Source organism: Aquimarina sp. MMG015 (assembly GCF_018100855.1).
Classification (GTDB): Bacteria; Bacteroidota; Bacteroidia; order Flavobacteriales; family Flavobacteriaceae; genus Aquimarina; species Aquimarina latercula.
On sequence record NZ_JAGJEB010000010.1, the window covers coordinates 90,727 to 104,625 of the forward strand.

Annotated in this window: 15 protein-coding genes; 11 read left to right on the forward strand and 4 right to left on the reverse strand. The window is 31.0% G+C overall.

The genetic code is table 11. The annotated features are described in order from the left end of the window. The first annotated feature begins 10 nt into the window (after nucleotides 1–10). Complete coding sequence (locus tag J8L88_RS18040) at nucleotides 11–1,138, forward strand: esterase-like activity of phytase family protein (RefSeq protein ID WP_211061483.1); 1,128 nt, start codon at nucleotides 11–13, stop codon at nucleotides 1,136–1,138. A gap of 2 nt (nucleotides 1,139–1,140) precedes the next feature. Next, entirely contained in the window at nucleotides 1,141–1,659 is a 519-nt protein-coding gene (locus J8L88_RS18045) for a histidine phosphatase family protein (protein ID WP_118385892.1), read from the forward strand. Here J8L88_RS18045 and J8L88_RS18050 read toward each other — a convergent pair. Beyond that, entirely contained in the window at nucleotides 1,656–2,408 is a 753-nt protein-coding gene (locus J8L88_RS18050; RefSeq protein WP_027393613.1) for a DUF6503 family protein, read from the reverse strand. The genes J8L88_RS18045 and J8L88_RS18050 overlap by 4 nt on opposite strands. 229 nt (nucleotides 2,409–2,637) lie before the next feature. Between J8L88_RS18050 and J8L88_RS18055 the strand changes: the two genes are divergently transcribed. Then, nucleotides 2,638–2,994: a DUF3887 domain-containing protein gene (locus J8L88_RS18055; protein ID WP_027393612.1), complete on the forward strand. Its 357-nt coding sequence runs from the start codon at nucleotides 2,638–2,640 to the stop codon at nucleotides 2,992–2,994. Nucleotides 2,995–3,086: 92 nt separating this feature from the next. Continuing rightward, nucleotides 3,087–3,548 (forward strand): SsrA-binding protein SmpB, encoded by a 462-nt coding sequence (gene smpB / locus J8L88_RS18060; protein ID WP_027393611.1) that lies wholly within the window; start codon nucleotides 3,087–3,089, stop codon nucleotides 3,546–3,548. An 18-nt stretch (nucleotides 3,549–3,566) separates the two neighbouring features. Here smpB and J8L88_RS18065 read toward each other — a convergent pair whose 3' ends face one another. The 3 genes from J8L88_RS18065 to J8L88_RS18075 form a co-directional block, all read right to left on the reverse strand. Next, nucleotides 3,567–4,154, reverse strand: a complete 588-nt coding sequence (locus J8L88_RS18065) for a hypothetical protein (protein ID WP_211061484.1) — start codon at nucleotides 4,152–4,154, stop codon at nucleotides 3,567–3,569. Nucleotides 4,155–4,163: 9 nt separating this feature from the next. Then, nucleotides 4,164–4,811 carry a protein-L-isoaspartate(D-aspartate) O-methyltransferase gene (locus J8L88_RS18070; RefSeq protein ID WP_027393609.1) on the reverse strand — a complete coding sequence of 216 codons (648 nt, stop codon included), beginning with the start codon at nucleotides 4,809–4,811 and terminating at the stop codon, nucleotides 4,164–4,166. An 85-nt stretch (nucleotides 4,812–4,896) separates the two neighbouring features. After that, nucleotides 4,897–5,670, reverse strand: a complete 774-nt coding sequence (locus tag J8L88_RS18075; RefSeq protein WP_211061485.1) for a TlpA disulfide reductase family protein — start codon at nucleotides 5,668–5,670, stop codon at nucleotides 4,897–4,899. 197 nt (nucleotides 5,671–5,867) lie between these two features. Between J8L88_RS18075 and J8L88_RS18080 the strand changes: the two genes are divergently transcribed. The 7 genes from J8L88_RS18080 (at nucleotide 5,868) to J8L88_RS18110 (ending at nucleotide 13,886) form a co-directional block, all read left to right on the forward strand. Beyond that, nucleotides 5,868–6,842, forward strand: a complete 975-nt coding sequence (locus J8L88_RS18080) for a Gfo/Idh/MocA family protein (RefSeq protein WP_027393608.1) — start codon at nucleotides 5,868–5,870, stop codon at nucleotides 6,840–6,842. A gap of 55 nt (nucleotides 6,843–6,897) precedes the next feature. Further along, a complete protein-coding gene (locus J8L88_RS18085) occupies nucleotides 6,898–7,785 on the forward strand; it encodes a 3-hydroxybutyryl-CoA dehydrogenase (protein WP_027393607.1) in 888 nt (295 codons plus the stop codon). 27 nt (nucleotides 7,786–7,812) lie between these two features. Next, nucleotides 7,813–8,439, forward strand: coding sequence for a M23 family metallopeptidase (locus J8L88_RS18090; protein ID WP_118385887.1), 627 nt, complete (start codon nucleotides 7,813–7,815; stop codon nucleotides 8,437–8,439). Then, nucleotides 8,439–9,677: a DUF1015 domain-containing protein gene (locus tag J8L88_RS18095; protein ID WP_118385886.1), complete on the forward strand. Its 1,239-nt coding sequence runs from the start codon at nucleotides 8,439–8,441 to the stop codon at nucleotides 9,675–9,677. Before J8L88_RS18090 ends, J8L88_RS18095 begins: the two co-directional genes overlap by 1 nt. Before the next feature lie 75 nt (nucleotides 9,678–9,752). Further along, on the forward strand, nucleotides 9,753–10,418 hold the full coding sequence (locus J8L88_RS18100) for a YggS family pyridoxal phosphate-dependent enzyme (protein ID WP_211061486.1): 666 nt from the start codon (nucleotides 9,753–9,755) through the stop codon (nucleotides 10,416–10,418). Nucleotides 10,419–10,479: 61 nt separating this feature from the next. Continuing rightward, entirely contained in the window at nucleotides 10,480–11,868 is a 1,389-nt protein-coding gene (locus J8L88_RS18105) for an exonuclease domain-containing protein (protein ID WP_211061512.1), read from the forward strand. A gap of 47 nt (nucleotides 11,869–11,915) precedes the next feature. Then, nucleotides 11,916–13,886 (forward strand): DUF3857 domain-containing protein, encoded by a 1,971-nt coding sequence (locus tag J8L88_RS18110; RefSeq protein WP_211061487.1) that lies wholly within the window; start codon nucleotides 11,916–11,918, stop codon nucleotides 13,884–13,886. The last annotated feature ends 13 nt before the right edge of the window (nucleotides 13,887–13,899 follow it).

The window sequence follows — 13,899 nt, forward strand, 5'->3', positions numbered from 1 at the left end:
TAATTTTATAATGAATACTTTTATTTTGCGCTTTATTTTCATAGTTCTAATTACAAAAATTCTAGTTTCTTGTGCTAGTATACCCAACAACACAGTTAGTAACTCTCTAAAAATAAAATATCTGGATGAACACGTAATTTATAATGATTCTATTTTTGAAGGAAGTAAAATTGGAGGGCTTTCTGCTATAGAATATCATAAAGAAGAAGACACCTACTACCTTGTCTGTGATGACGCAAAAAATCCAAGATTTTACAAAGCAAAAATTTCTCTTGATAATAATATTATTGATAAAATTGATATAAATCAACTAATCAAAATAAAAGATCAAGAAAATCAATTTCTGGAAAACAATGTGGCTGACTTAGAAGCTATCAGGATATATGATAAAAATAAATTTATATTAAGTAGCGAGGGATCTATAAAAAACAAATATGATCCTACCATTTTTATAACAGATATTGATGGGAATTACAAAAGTAAATTACAACTTCCCTCCTATTTTTTAACAGGTGATAATTCTAGAAATCAACCAAGACATAATGGAGTTTTTGAAGGACTTGTCAATGATATAAATAACAAAGGGTATTGGGCCGCAATGGAGCTTCCGTTAGAACTTGATGGCGATGAACCAACTTTTGATAAATCTGGAGCTCCCGTAAGAATTACTCATTTTAATGTAAAAACAAAAACAGCTGACTTTCAATTCACTTATCCACTAGATAAACTAGCGAAAGATCCTAAAGGAAAATTTGGTGTAAATGGAGTTACAGGCTTATTACAACTTAATAAATCTCAATTTATAATTATAGAACGAGGGTATGCCGCAGGTTATGGTACACAAGGTAACACGGTAAGAATATATTTAGCAAATATAAAAGACGCTACTAATACCGCGGCGTTTGAATTTTTAAAGAATAAAAAATATCAATTAGCAACTAAACAACTACTTTTTGATTTCGAAACTATTAGAAATCAACTAACAAATCAGATTGTTGATAATATAGAAGGTATTACTTTTGGCCCTATATTAGCAAATGGAAATCAATCGTTATTGTTAATTTCAGACAATAATTTTAATCCAACTTCGGAACAGATCAATCAATTGATATTACTTGAAGTACTGAAAAACAAATAATCATGAAAACTAAATACATCTCTACAGCTATTTTATTACTAGGTATTGTTTTTTCGAGCTGTGCTCAAAAGAAATCTGAAAATGTTAGTACCACTACTTATATTTTGGTGAGACATTCCGAAAAAGATCTTAGTGATCCAACCAATAGAAACCCAAACTTAACTGAAGAAGGAAAAAAAAGATCTGAGAACCTTGTTAGTATACTAGCCGATTTTAAAATTGATAAAATATACAGTACGGACTATGCCAGAACCTTGCAAACTGCCAATCCTATATCAAAAGACCGAAATATTGAAGTGTCCATCTACGACCCTAGAAAACTGTATAATGATAAATTTCAAAAAGAAACACTAGGAAAGACATCCATAATCGTTGGCCATAGCAATTCAACTCCAACCTTTGTTAATAAAATTATGGGAGTTGAGAAATACAGCGCTATTGATGAAAAGAACTATAGTAAGCTTTTTATTATTAAAGTAACAGGGGATGTAATAACAGATACTGTTCTTAATATTAATTAACAACAATCATTGTCATCATAAACATAAATATCATCTAGTTCTATTTTAGATAACAGTTTTAATTGATCCTTATCAAACATGGAATCTAATTCTGATAAAGGTGTCGATAAATTGCCAGCCTTATAATTATTATAATCAACGAATCTAATTCCATTAACTACCCTAGCATTGTATGCTTCTCTAAAACGAATTCCTCCTCCATCTACTGCATATTTATATGCTAAATAATCAATTGTGAAATTTTCTTTATGAATCCAATACATGAATTCATCTTCATAGTCAGTACCTCCACCTTCTTGATCAAAAGTAACTTTAATTTTATAGTAAGCCGAGCCTTTTAACTTAGATTCGCCTACAAGTTTCTTATGAACAGCTGGGGCATTTAATCCATATGGTAAGTTTGCAAAATAATGCACCGAATTTACACCATCACTAATTTTAGTTACCATCGAATCCACAACTTTAACTTTACAACTTTCAATAGTCCTAGACAAACCTTTATTGCTAAGAATATCATGAGTCATACCATCATTGCTAAACACTACTCTTTCTAGTTGATACTGTCCATTACTACGTGCGCTCCTGTATTCTTTTCCTCTAAAAGAAAACCTAATCATGACATTATCAAATTTTGCACCTCCTGCATTCTCTATAGCTTTATCCACAATTTGCTGGGCATTATATTGAATCGTAGGTGTTGTAAAAGAAAGTAAAAACAATATCCCGCATAAAAATGAAAATTTCTTCATAATTTTTTTATTAACTTAAAGACTAAAATAGTTGTTACACTATCAATAATTCCAATAATTTTGTTAAACTAAAGACATAATCGTACCATCTATATGTTCATAAATAGTAATGTCGTATTAGGCGAATTCTAAGCACAAAACTTTCATCGAATGCTTCAATTTTAAGTTTATTTTTTTTTAAATATTCAAAAAGATAATTATTTTGCAATCCCTAAATCTTATAAATACTATGAAATATATATTATTGCTTTTGGTTTGTATCGCTTCGCAGCCCTTATTAGCTCAAGATACTGCCACTTATGAGAAGACAACTAAAGCCTTCCAGGAAAATTTTAACGCGCAGAACATAGACGCAGTTTTCGACTTGTATTCTGCTGAAATGCAGGAAGAAATGACCAAAGAAGGTGTCACTCGTTTTATAAAAGGATGTCACTCACAATTTGGTAATTTAAATACGCTAACGTTTATTGAGTCTGCTGAAGGAATCAATAGTTATACAGCAGCTTTTGACAATATTAGTTTAGTGATGGAATTAAAATTAAATTCTGACGGTAAAATTGCTACCATACAATTTCAAGAACCTTAAAACTTTTTACTACAATATAAATAACAAAGCTTTCTTTAGGGAAAGCTTTTTGTATTTTTGTAGTCTTTGCAAACTTTTTGCACATATAGATTATGAATAAGAATAAAATCAATATACTTAATAGGAAAGCTAAATTCGAATACGAATTTTTAGACAAATATACAGCTGGAATTAAATTAGTAGGGACAGAAATAAAAGCTATTAGAGAAGGAAAAGCAGGTATTGCAGAAAGCTTCTGTGAGTTTCATAATAATGGGGAACTCTTTGTTATCAATATGAATATTGAAGAATATTCTCACGCCACCTACTTTAACCATAATCCTAAAAGTGAACGAAAATTATTACTAAACAGGCAAGAATTAAAAAAGCTAGAGAAAGAAGTTAAAAATTCTGGTCTTACCATTATACCTACTAGATTATTTGTAAATGATAAAGGTTTAGCCAAATTAGACATCGCCCTTGCTAGAGGTAAAAAACTTTATGACAAGCGTGAAACTATTAAAGATCGAGACAATAAACGTGCTCTAGATCGCATTAAAAAGGATTATAAGTAATCTTTTTAGGTAACAACCTTATTCACTCATCATATCACCATATGCTCTCTGTTCCTCTAACTGCAATTTAAGGTTTTCAGGATCTTGATCTAAACGTTTTACTGCTTCAATATAACCTGGATGATCGCTATACTTTAAACTTAAGAAAGCATAAGAAGGTAACGATAAAAACAAATACCCTAGAAGAAGAAAAACGATAACTCTAGGTAACAACCTTTGATAAAAAGGTCTTTTTTCCTTTATAATTTTAATAAACCCTATTATAAAAATAACGTTCAGTAAGTTAACTCCAATAATCAGCATTTCTTTACCAAATGGCCAACGAAACATTTTAAATAACAATCCTATTAATAAAATAGAAATTGAAACTCCAGTTAATATCGCTCCAATTATCGTCCAGATCGAAATACCTTGGTAAGATTCCTTTTTAAAAACTTTTCGAAAAGGTACTTCATTAAAAATAGCAAAACCGAAATAAAAATATAGACAAGAAAATCCTAATAAAGAAATAATTGTGATGGTACTCCCAAAAGGATAATCAAGCAAATAAATTAAAAAACCAATACTAATAGTAATAGGTAAAATATAGAGTTCTAATTTTCTCATTATCCTGTACTAATTCTTATCCTCTAACAAAGGTACAAAGCGAAACTCTCCAAATTCATGTTTTTCAAACTTGGTTTCACTTTTACGTATAAATAAAGTCATTACCTGTGGATCGTTACCAACAGGAATTACTAACCTACCTCCTATTTCTAATTGAGCCAATAATGGTTTAGGGACATAAGGAGCACCAGCTGTTACTATAATACCCTTATAAGGAGCAAACTGTTCCAAACCTTTATATCCATCTCCAAAAGATAAATGTTTAGGGCGATATCCTAGTTTTGGTAAAAACAGTTTCGTTTTTTTAAAAAGCTCTTGTTGTCTTTCTATACTATAAACTTTACAGCCCAATTCACACAAAACAGCAGTCTGATAACCAGACCCTGTACCTATTTCCAATACTTTATCACCTCGCTCGACTTCCAACAATTCTGACTGAAAAGCAACAGTATATGGTTGAGAAATAGTTTGGTCAGCCCCAATAGGAAATGCTTTATCCTGATAAGCGTGATCACCAAAACCTGAATCCATAAATAAATGCCTAGGTATCTTACGTATAGCAGTAAGAACAGATTCATCTTTAATTCCTTTGTCGATTAACACATCGACTAGCTGTTTTCTTTTTCCAGCGTGTTTTAATGTATCTTTAGATTTCATTAGGGTAGATTAACTCCTCAAAGTTACATAAACAAATGGTATCACAATAGATAAATTCTTTGATTATTTACGTATATAATGTTTCTTATTCTTTTACCAAAGAAGCAATTTTATTTTCTAACTCAGGAACTGTATTTGGTCCGAAACCTGATTTCCTTAAAACAGTTTTTCCATTTTTGTCAATGACCATATTCGTAGGAAACGAACTTACATCATAACTGGAAATAATTTTCTTACTCTGTGGAATAATCTGATACAAGAAACTGTGTTTTTCTAAGAAAGATTCAATATCAGATTTTCGATCAAAGGAAAAAGCTAAGAAAACTACATCTTGATTATTTTTATACTTTTCGACGATTTTATTCAAACCTGGCATTTCGTAGACACAGGGTTTACATCGTATAAACCAAAAATTCATAACTACCACTTTACCTTTAAGATCGGATAAAACATATGATTCATTATCCATATCTACTGCAGAAAAATCAATAAACTTTTTACTCAGATTCTTCTTTTTCTTAGCTTTTAGAATCCTAAGACTCTTAAACTTAGCGCCAGCTGAAGGAGTTTTGTTGGACATTTTTTTAATCATGATCGCAACAACCTCATTATTTTTATCTGTATAAAACTGTGGAAAATAATTATTAGATGCTAAAAATGAATCGGCTTGCTTCATATTTATGAGATTTCCCTGCAAATCATAAAAAGATACATCTTCTATATCTTTCTTAAAATCAATTCCATTTTGAAGATCTTTTTCCCCTACCTCTATTAAATTACTCAATGCATCCTGACCTATTACATGTAAGCAAAAAATCATTGAGAATAAAAAGAAGCACAATACATTTCTATTTTTCATCTCTTTTTTTTAAATAATAACATAATTTTTAATCTTTTCAAAATTTAAATTCATTGATACTTTTATAGTTTACGATATTTCAAAAAAAGAATACTCTAAATTCATTATCAAAATCTTAACAATTTAAAATTGCGATTTTCAAAATGGATCATCGCTTAATTTATAAATAATACTATTTTTGTGTAAAATCTTGAATTATGCTCAAAGCCGGAGTACTTGGCGCAGGACATCTTGGAAAAATTCATCTACGTCTCCTGAAACAATCTAAAAATTATGAACTGGTTGGTTTTTATGACGCCAGTGAAAAACAAGCAAAAGCTATTGCAGAAGAATTTGGTTATCAATTATTCAATTCTGTAGAAGAGTTGATAGCAGCTGTGGATGTTGTAGATATTGTAACACCAACTTTTGCTCATTTTGAAGTAGCCAAACAAGCCATACAAGCTGGAAAACATGTTTTTATAGAAAAACCAATTACCAATACGGTTGAAGAAGCTGAAAGACTAATTGAGCTTGCTAATATTCATAATGTAAAAGGTCAGGTTGGCCACGTAGAACGTTTTAACCCAGCATACACTTCCGTTTCTAAAAAGATTGATAATCCAATGTTTATCGAAGCACACAGATTGGCTGAGTTTAATCCAAGAGGCACTGATGTTCCTGTTGTTTTGGACTTAATGATTCATGATATCGATGCAATACTAAGTGTTGTGCATTCTGATGTAAAACATATCAGTGCCAGTGGAGTATCTGTAATAAGCGAAACTCCTGATATCGCAAATGCTCGTATCGAATTCGAAAATGGCTGTGTCGCTAACCTTACTGCAAGTCGCATATCTTTAAAAAACATGCGAAAAGCAAGATTTTTTCAGAAAGATGCCTACATCTCTGTTGATTTCTTCGAGAAAAAATGTGAAGTAGTAAAAATGAAAGATGCGCCAGAAAAACCTGGTGATTTTGATATGATCTTGCAAAATGCAGAAGGGATAAAAAAACAAATCTATTTTGATAATCCAGAAGTTCCTTCGAATAATGCAATATTAGATGAACTAGATACTTTTGCCGAAGCTATTAATAACGATACGACTCCTATTGTATCCTTGACTCAAGGTAAAAAAGCACTAGAAGTAGCATTACAGATTATTGGATGTTTTAAAGACGACCAACAATAAAAAGCATAAACAAACAAAAATACACCATAAAGGTGAATCACAACAACTATAATTCATGAAAAACGTAGCAGTAATTGGTGCTGGAACGATGGGTAATGGAATTGCCCATACTTTTGCACAAAAAGGTTTTAAAGTTCAATTAATTGATATTTCTCAGCAGTCATTAGATAAAGGATTGGCAACAATTACGAAAAATCTCGATAGAATGATTGCTAAAGAAAAAATTTCTGAAGCTGATAAAGAAGCTACTCTTGGTAATATTTCGACATATACTAGTATCAAAGAAGGTGTAGAATATGCTGGTCTTGTGGTAGAAGCAGCTACTGAAAATGTTGATTTAAAACTAAAAATTTTTAAAGACCTAAGTGAAGCATGTCCAGAAGACACAATCTTAGCTACAAATACTTCTTCTATATCTATTACTCAGATTGCAGCAGTTACAAAAAGACCAGATATGGTCATAGGGATGCATTTCATGAATCCTGTCCCAATAATGAAATTGGTAGAGATCATAAGAGGTTACAACACATCAGATGAAGTAACTAGTACGATTATGGAAATGTCTAAAACGTTGGGCAAAGTTCCTGTAGAGGTTAATGATTATCCTGGTTTTGTTGCGAATAGAATTTTGATGCCTATGATCAATGAATCTATTGAGACTTTATATAATGGCGTTGCTGGAGTATCTGAGATCGATACAGTTATGAAACTAGGAATGGCTCACCCAATGGGGCCTTTACAATTAGCTGATTTTATAGGATTAGACGTCTGCCTATCTATCCTTAATGTAATGTATGATGGTTTTAAAAACCCAAAATATGCTCCTTGTCCATTGTTAGTTAATATGGTAATGGCAGGAAAACTTGGAGTAAAAAGTGGTGAAGGTTTCTATGATTACTCAGAAAGCAGAAAAGCAGAAAATGTAGCAAAGCAGTTTGTATAAATTGGAAGTAAAAGATATGATTATTTTATGAAAAAATATCTTTCAATTACTTTAATCGTATTGCTATCACTATCGTGTAAAAAAAAACATATAGTAGTTTCTAAAGATACTTCATCTGTAAATAATCTAAAAACTAAGATTCAGGTTCAAAATAAATATGAGATATACGATTCATTATTCAAACAGCATGAAGAATTTATTTCCAAAGACTTTGATTTTCCTGTAGGTAAACCGAATGCTAGAGGATATTACAACGCTCAGAAGTTCACAGAAAATAATCATTTAGGTGACGATTGGAATGGTGTTGGGGGTGGTAATTCTGATCTTGGAGATGCCATCTTTTCTATAGGAAATGGATATATCTCTTTTGCTGATAATATTGGTGGAGGCTGGGGAAATGTAATACGTATTATTCATCAGTACAAAGGCAACTATTACGAATCTGTATATGCCCATTGTCAAACCCTCAAAGTAAAAAAAGGAGACCTTGTTAAAAAAGGAGGATTAATTGCAACTATTGGAAATGCTGATGGTATGTATTACGCGCATTTGCATCTGGAGATAAGAGATGATATCTTTATGGACATTGGTGGTGGATATTCTGAAGATACAAAAGGGTATTTGGACCCTACTAAATTTATAAACAATAATTAATGGCAAAAATAAACCCGTTCAAGGCAGTTCGTCCTACAAGAGATAAGGTAAGTTTGATTGCATCGCGATCTTACCAAAGCTATACTCCAGAGGAAAGGGATTCTAGAATGGATTATAACCCTTACTCTTTTTTACACATTGTTAATCCCGGATATAAATATCATAAAGAAATCTCAGGAGAAGAACGATATAAGCTTGTTCGTAACAGGTATTTAGAATTTAAAGAAGATGAGATCTTTATGCAAGATGAAACTCCATGTTTCTATGTATATAAAATTGTGAATCGCGAGCAAGAATCCTTTTGCGGGATTATAGCCGCTGCTGGTGCCGAGGATTATGAAAATGACATCATCAAAAAGCATGAAGATACATTAACAGAAAGAGAAACTACGTTTAAGCAATATCTAAAAACCGTAGGATTTAATGCAGAGCCAGTACTCCTAACCTATCCGGACAACGATACCATTACAGAAATAATCGAAAAAGTCATTCTGGAAAGAGCAGAATACGAATTTACAACCACCTATCGTGACACACATTATTTATGGAAAGTAGAAGATAAAAAAAGTATTGAGCAAATTCAGTCGACTTTTGACAAAATGGAAACCATATATATTGCTGATGGACATCATAGGTCTGCTTCTTCATATTTACTTTCAAAAGATTTAGCATCAACTAACGATAAACATAATGGTGCTGAGCCTTATAACTTCTTTATGAGTTATTTAATACCTGAATCAGATCTAAGAATTTATGAGTTCAATAGATTAATTAAAGATCTTAATGGATTATCCAAAGAAGAGTTTTTAATTCGTTTAGACGAATGGTTTAGGATAGAAAATCGTGGTATTGAAGTATATAAACCATCGAAACCAAATCATTTTAGTATGTATTTAGATGGCGAATTCTATTCACTATACCTTAGAAAAACTATCTATGAATTTACAAATGCACTAGAGGAACTAGATGCGCAGATTTTGTTTAAAACAGTATTAGCTCCTATACTTGGTATTCATGATCTTAGGACAGACACCAGAATAGAATACTCTCACGGAAAAAATGATATTGTATATGTAAAAAGTAAAATAGATCAAGGAGAATTCGAGGTAGGTTTTGGGTTATTTCCAGCCACTGTAAATCAAATGAAGAAAATAGCAGATCAAGGTTTAAAGATGCCTCCAAAAAGTACATATATTGAGCCAAAACTAAGGAGTGGTATTACTATTTATGAATTCTAACCTGCTGTATAAAGTTATAACTAGATAGAGACTAATTGTTATTTAATTTTGTAATTTTAGGTATCTTTGTACCTTATGAATTCTATTGAGGAGAACCTAAAACACATCCAAAAAACACTTCCAGAAGGAGTTACTCTTGTTGCTGTATCTAAAACCAAACCAATATCTGACTTAATGGAGGCTTATGAAGCCGGCCAAAGAGTTTTTGGAGAAAATAAGATCCAGGAAATGACTCAGAAATGGGAAGAGTTACCAAAAGATATTTCTTGGCATATGATCGGTCATGTACAAACCAACAAAGTGAAATACATGGCACCTTATGTTGATACTATCCATGCTGTAGACAGCCTAAAACTTCTAAAAGAAATTAATAAGCAAGCTCTTAAAAACAATAGGAATATTAATTGTTTTTTACAGGTCAAAATAGCGAAAGAAGAAAGTAAATTTGGACTTAGCGAAGCAGATGTAATAGCACTATTAAAATCAGATGATATTAAACCATTAACCAATGTTGACATAAAAGGATTAATGGGAATGGCAACTTTTACCGATAACAAAGAACAAATCATAAACGAATTCAAAAAAATTCAATCTCTCTTTAATGACCTTACGACCGACAATCCTACTTTTAAAACATTATCGATTGGTATGAGCGGAGATTATAGACTTGCCATCGACTGTGGTAGTACTATGGTTCGCATCGGAAGTTCTATTTTTGGAGCTAGAAATTATAGTCATTAAAAAATAGTACTTTAGATCAAAAATAAATGAATTTATAAAGACTACCCCACAGAAACCTATGATGTATGCGATTTTAGATATTGAAACTACCGGAGGAAAGTATAATGAAGAAGGAATTACGGAAATTGCAATCTACAAATTTGATGGTCATAAAGTTGTTGATCAATTCATTAGTCTAATCAATCCCGAAAGACCTATTCAACCATTTGTTGTAAATCTTACAGGGATTAATAACAAAATGCTTAGAAATGCTCCTAAATTTTATGAAGTAGCTAAAAGAATAGTAGAAATAACAACTGATTGTATTATCGTAGCTCATAATGCATCTTTTGATTATCGCATTCTAAAAACAGAATTCAACAGACTTGGTTTTGATTTTGAGCGTCAATCCCTGTGCACAGTAGAATTATCCCAAAAACTTATTCCAGATCAAAAGTCTTATAGCCTAGGTAAACTAGTTCGTAGCCTAGGGATTGCCATTTCTGATAGGCATAGAGCTACTGGAGATGCACAAGCTACCGTAAAGCTTTTTAAATTACTATTATCAAAAGATCTAGAAAAAAACATTCTTAAAGAAACAGTAAAGTTAGAAACCAAAAGAAAGGTAGATGATAAACTACTTAAGCTTATAGAAATTGTCCCAGCTTCAACCGGAGTTTACTACATGCATCGAGAGGATGGTACTATTATTTATATAGGAAAAAGTAAAAATATCAAAAAACGAGTTACACAACATTTTACTAACGACAACAGAAAATCCAAAAACATTCAGGATGAAGTAAGTAATGTAACGTATGAAATTACAGGAAGTGAATTACTTGCTCTTTTAAAAGAAAATGAAGAAATAAAACTTAACCGCCCAAAATACAATCGAGCTTTAAAAAGAAATAAATTTGATCAGGCACTATATCAATTTACAGATGAAAAAGGATATAAAAATCTCGTGGTAAAAAAAGTAGATCGGAATAAAAAAAGCATTACCACTTTTACAAACAGACAACAAGCCAAATCATTTATGCATCGTTGGACCGAAGAATTTAAGTTGTGTCTTAAATTAATGGATCTGGACAGCAGTAAAGGGAATTGTTTTAACTATAGTATAGAGAAATGTAATGGTGCTTGTTTATTAGAAGAACCAGCTGATGATTATAATACTAGGGTTCAAGAACTTATATCTCTCAATTCTTTTGAAGAGAAAAGTATGATGATTATTGATCGTGGTCGAGAGATTGATGAGCAAAGCGTAATTTTAATTGAAGAGGGTAAATTTATAGGAATCGGGTATTTTAATCTAAACCATCAGATTAATAATATCGATATATTAAAATCTATAATCACTCCTATGAACCATAATCGAGATGCTCAACACATTATACAGAGCTATGTAAGACAGCACAAAAGATTAAAAGTTGTATTATTAAATAAAAACAAAATAAATTCTGAGGAGTAACATTTTTGTTATAACAGACACTAAATACTATACACAAATTATTTTCGATGCATCAGTCTTTTTTATCTATTCTATTTTTATTAGTTTCAATTTTAGGAATATCTCAAGAAAGTTACAATCACAAAAACCTAGTAGTAAGTGAATATGATTTAAAAGGAACTCGTTACGAAAAAGATACTACCGCTAATGCCTTTTATATTTATGAAAAAGGATTTAGTCGAATACAAAATGGTGGAAATTATAACCTGCTCACTGATTACAGTGCAAAAATAAAAATCCTAAATAAAGAAGGGTTTGAAAAAAGTACAGTAACAATATTCTTATATAAAAGTAAAAATGGAAAAGAGTTATTTCGAAACCTCATTGCTTATACATACAATCTAGAAGATGGCAAAATCATAAAGACAAAACTGGAAGAAGACCAAATATATCAAGAAAAATATGACGAGCACAATACTCTAGTTAAATTCACTTTTCCAAATATTAAACCAGGTTCAGTTATTACATATACTTATCAAGTAGAATCTCCTTTTATATTTAATTTTAAAGGATGGGAATTTCAGGATGAAATTCCTAAACTATATAGTGAATATGTGACTGATCTTCCTGGAAATTATGTATACAACATTAGGCTTGTTGGTAATTTAAAACTAGACGTTAACGAATCTAGTTTAATAAGAGATTGTATAGAAGTTAGTCGTGGAGGCTCCGCTAATTGTTCTCATAATCAATATATTATGAGAGATATTCCTCCCTTTAAGGAAGAAAAGTATATGACTGCAAAAAAGAACTACTTTTCTCGAGTCGAATATGAACTTAAAGAATTGAAAAGGTTTGATGGCACAAATAAAAAATATACCGAAACTTGGAAAAATGTAGATAAAGAACTGAAAAACGAAAAAGCAATTGGAGTACAGCTAAAAAAAATCAATGCTACCAAAAATATTCTTCCAGATACTATTCAAAAGAAACCAATTGGTTTAGATAAAGCCAAAGAAATATATCGATATTTTACCGATCAATATACCTGGAATCAAGAATATCGCATTTTCCGTGACGTTTCAATAAAAAATACTATTAGCTCTAACGTAGGTAACGTTGCGGAATTGAATATCCTATTGCATAACCTATATAAACAGCAAGGTTTTTCTGTTAAACCTGTAATATTATCAACTAGAAAAAACGGATATGCAACAAAGATACATCCCGTACTTACTGATTTTAATTACTTAATAGTGCAATTAACTATTGATAAAAAAACTTACCTGCTAGATGCAACAGAAAAAACATTAGCATTTGGTCAGCTACCGTTTAGATGCTTAAACAAATATGGAAGACTTCTTGACTTTAAAAACGGAAGTTTCTGGATAGGTATTGCACCAAAAAAACGCTCAGCACATAATTATAGAGAAAAGCTGATATTAACGGATGAGTTAGTATTTAAAGGTGAATCAAAATATTTATACGGTGGATATCACGCCTATTTTAAAAGAAAAGCGTTTCAAAAAACATCAGAAGAAAGTTTCTTCAATAACATTCTTAATGAGGATGAAAACCTCACTATACTTGAACAAAGTATACAAAATGAAAATGATGTAGAAAAACCATTTATTGAGGAAATAGGTTTTACCAAGATTGCAGAAAGTATTGACAATATTATTTATTTAAAACCTTTTACAAAAACTTTTTTCACAAAGAATCCTTTTAATTTAAACGAAAGAACGTATCCTGTTGATTTTGGCTATAAAGACTATTATTCACATATTGTTTTTTTAGATATTCCCGAAAACTATGATTTTCTAGACATCCCTAAAAACCGTAGCTATAAACTACCTGGGAATGCAGGAAAACTAAATATAATTTTTCAGCATCACGGTAAGAAGCTAACTATCAATCATACGATTACATTTTTATCATCATATTATCCTACCGAATACTATGATTCATTAAAGGAATTTTTCAATTTAATAGTTGATATTGAAAATAACACGATTATAACAATAAAAAAGAACAGTTAATTTTTTAGTATTT

Excerpts from the sequence above, each read along its gene's own strand:
- J8L88_RS18080 (WP_027393608.1), top strand. The coding sequence starts at position 5,868 with ATGCTCAAAGCCGGAGTACTTGGCGCAGGACATCTTGGAAAAATTCAT.
- smpB (WP_027393611.1), top strand. The coding sequence starts at position 3,087 with ATGAATAAGAATAAAATCAATATACTTAATAGGAAAGCTAAATTCGAA.
- J8L88_RS18070 (WP_027393609.1), bottom strand. The coding sequence starts at position 4,811 with ATGAAATCTAAAGATACATTAAAACACGCTGGAAAAAGAAAACAGCTA.
- J8L88_RS18075 (WP_211061485.1), bottom strand. The coding sequence starts at position 5,670 with ATGAAAAATAGAAATGTATTGTGCTTCTTTTTATTCTCAATGATTTTT.
- J8L88_RS18100 (WP_211061486.1), top strand. The coding sequence starts at position 9,753 with ATGAATTCTATTGAGGAGAACCTAAAACACATCCAAAAAACACTTCCA.
- J8L88_RS18095 (WP_118385886.1), top strand. The coding sequence starts at position 8,439 with ATGGCAAAAATAAACCCGTTCAAGGCAGTTCGTCCTACAAGAGATAAG.
- J8L88_RS18040 (WP_211061483.1), top strand. The coding sequence starts at position 11 with ATGAATACTTTTATTTTGCGCTTTATTTTCATAGTTCTAATTACAAAA.
- J8L88_RS18045 (WP_118385892.1), top strand. The coding sequence starts at position 1,141 with ATGAAAACTAAATACATCTCTACAGCTATTTTATTACTAGGTATTGTT.
- J8L88_RS18050 (WP_027393613.1), bottom strand. The coding sequence starts at position 2,408 with ATGAAGAAATTTTCATTTTTATGCGGGATATTGTTTTTACTTTCTTTT.
- J8L88_RS18110 (WP_211061487.1), top strand. The coding sequence starts at position 11,916 with ATGCATCAGTCTTTTTTATCTATTCTATTTTTATTAGTTTCAATTTTA.
- J8L88_RS18085 (WP_027393607.1), top strand. The coding sequence starts at position 6,898 with ATGAAAAACGTAGCAGTAATTGGTGCTGGAACGATGGGTAATGGAATT.
- J8L88_RS18055 (WP_027393612.1), top strand. The coding sequence starts at position 2,638 with ATGAAATATATATTATTGCTTTTGGTTTGTATCGCTTCGCAGCCCTTA.
- J8L88_RS18105 (WP_211061512.1), top strand. The coding sequence starts at position 10,480 with ATGTATGCGATTTTAGATATTGAAACTACCGGAGGAAAGTATAATGAA.
- J8L88_RS18090 (WP_118385887.1), top strand. The coding sequence starts at position 7,813 with ATGAAAAAATATCTTTCAATTACTTTAATCGTATTGCTATCACTATCG.
- J8L88_RS18065 (WP_211061484.1), bottom strand. The coding sequence starts at position 4,154 with ATGAGAAAATTAGAACTCTATATTTTACCTATTACTATTAGTATTGGT.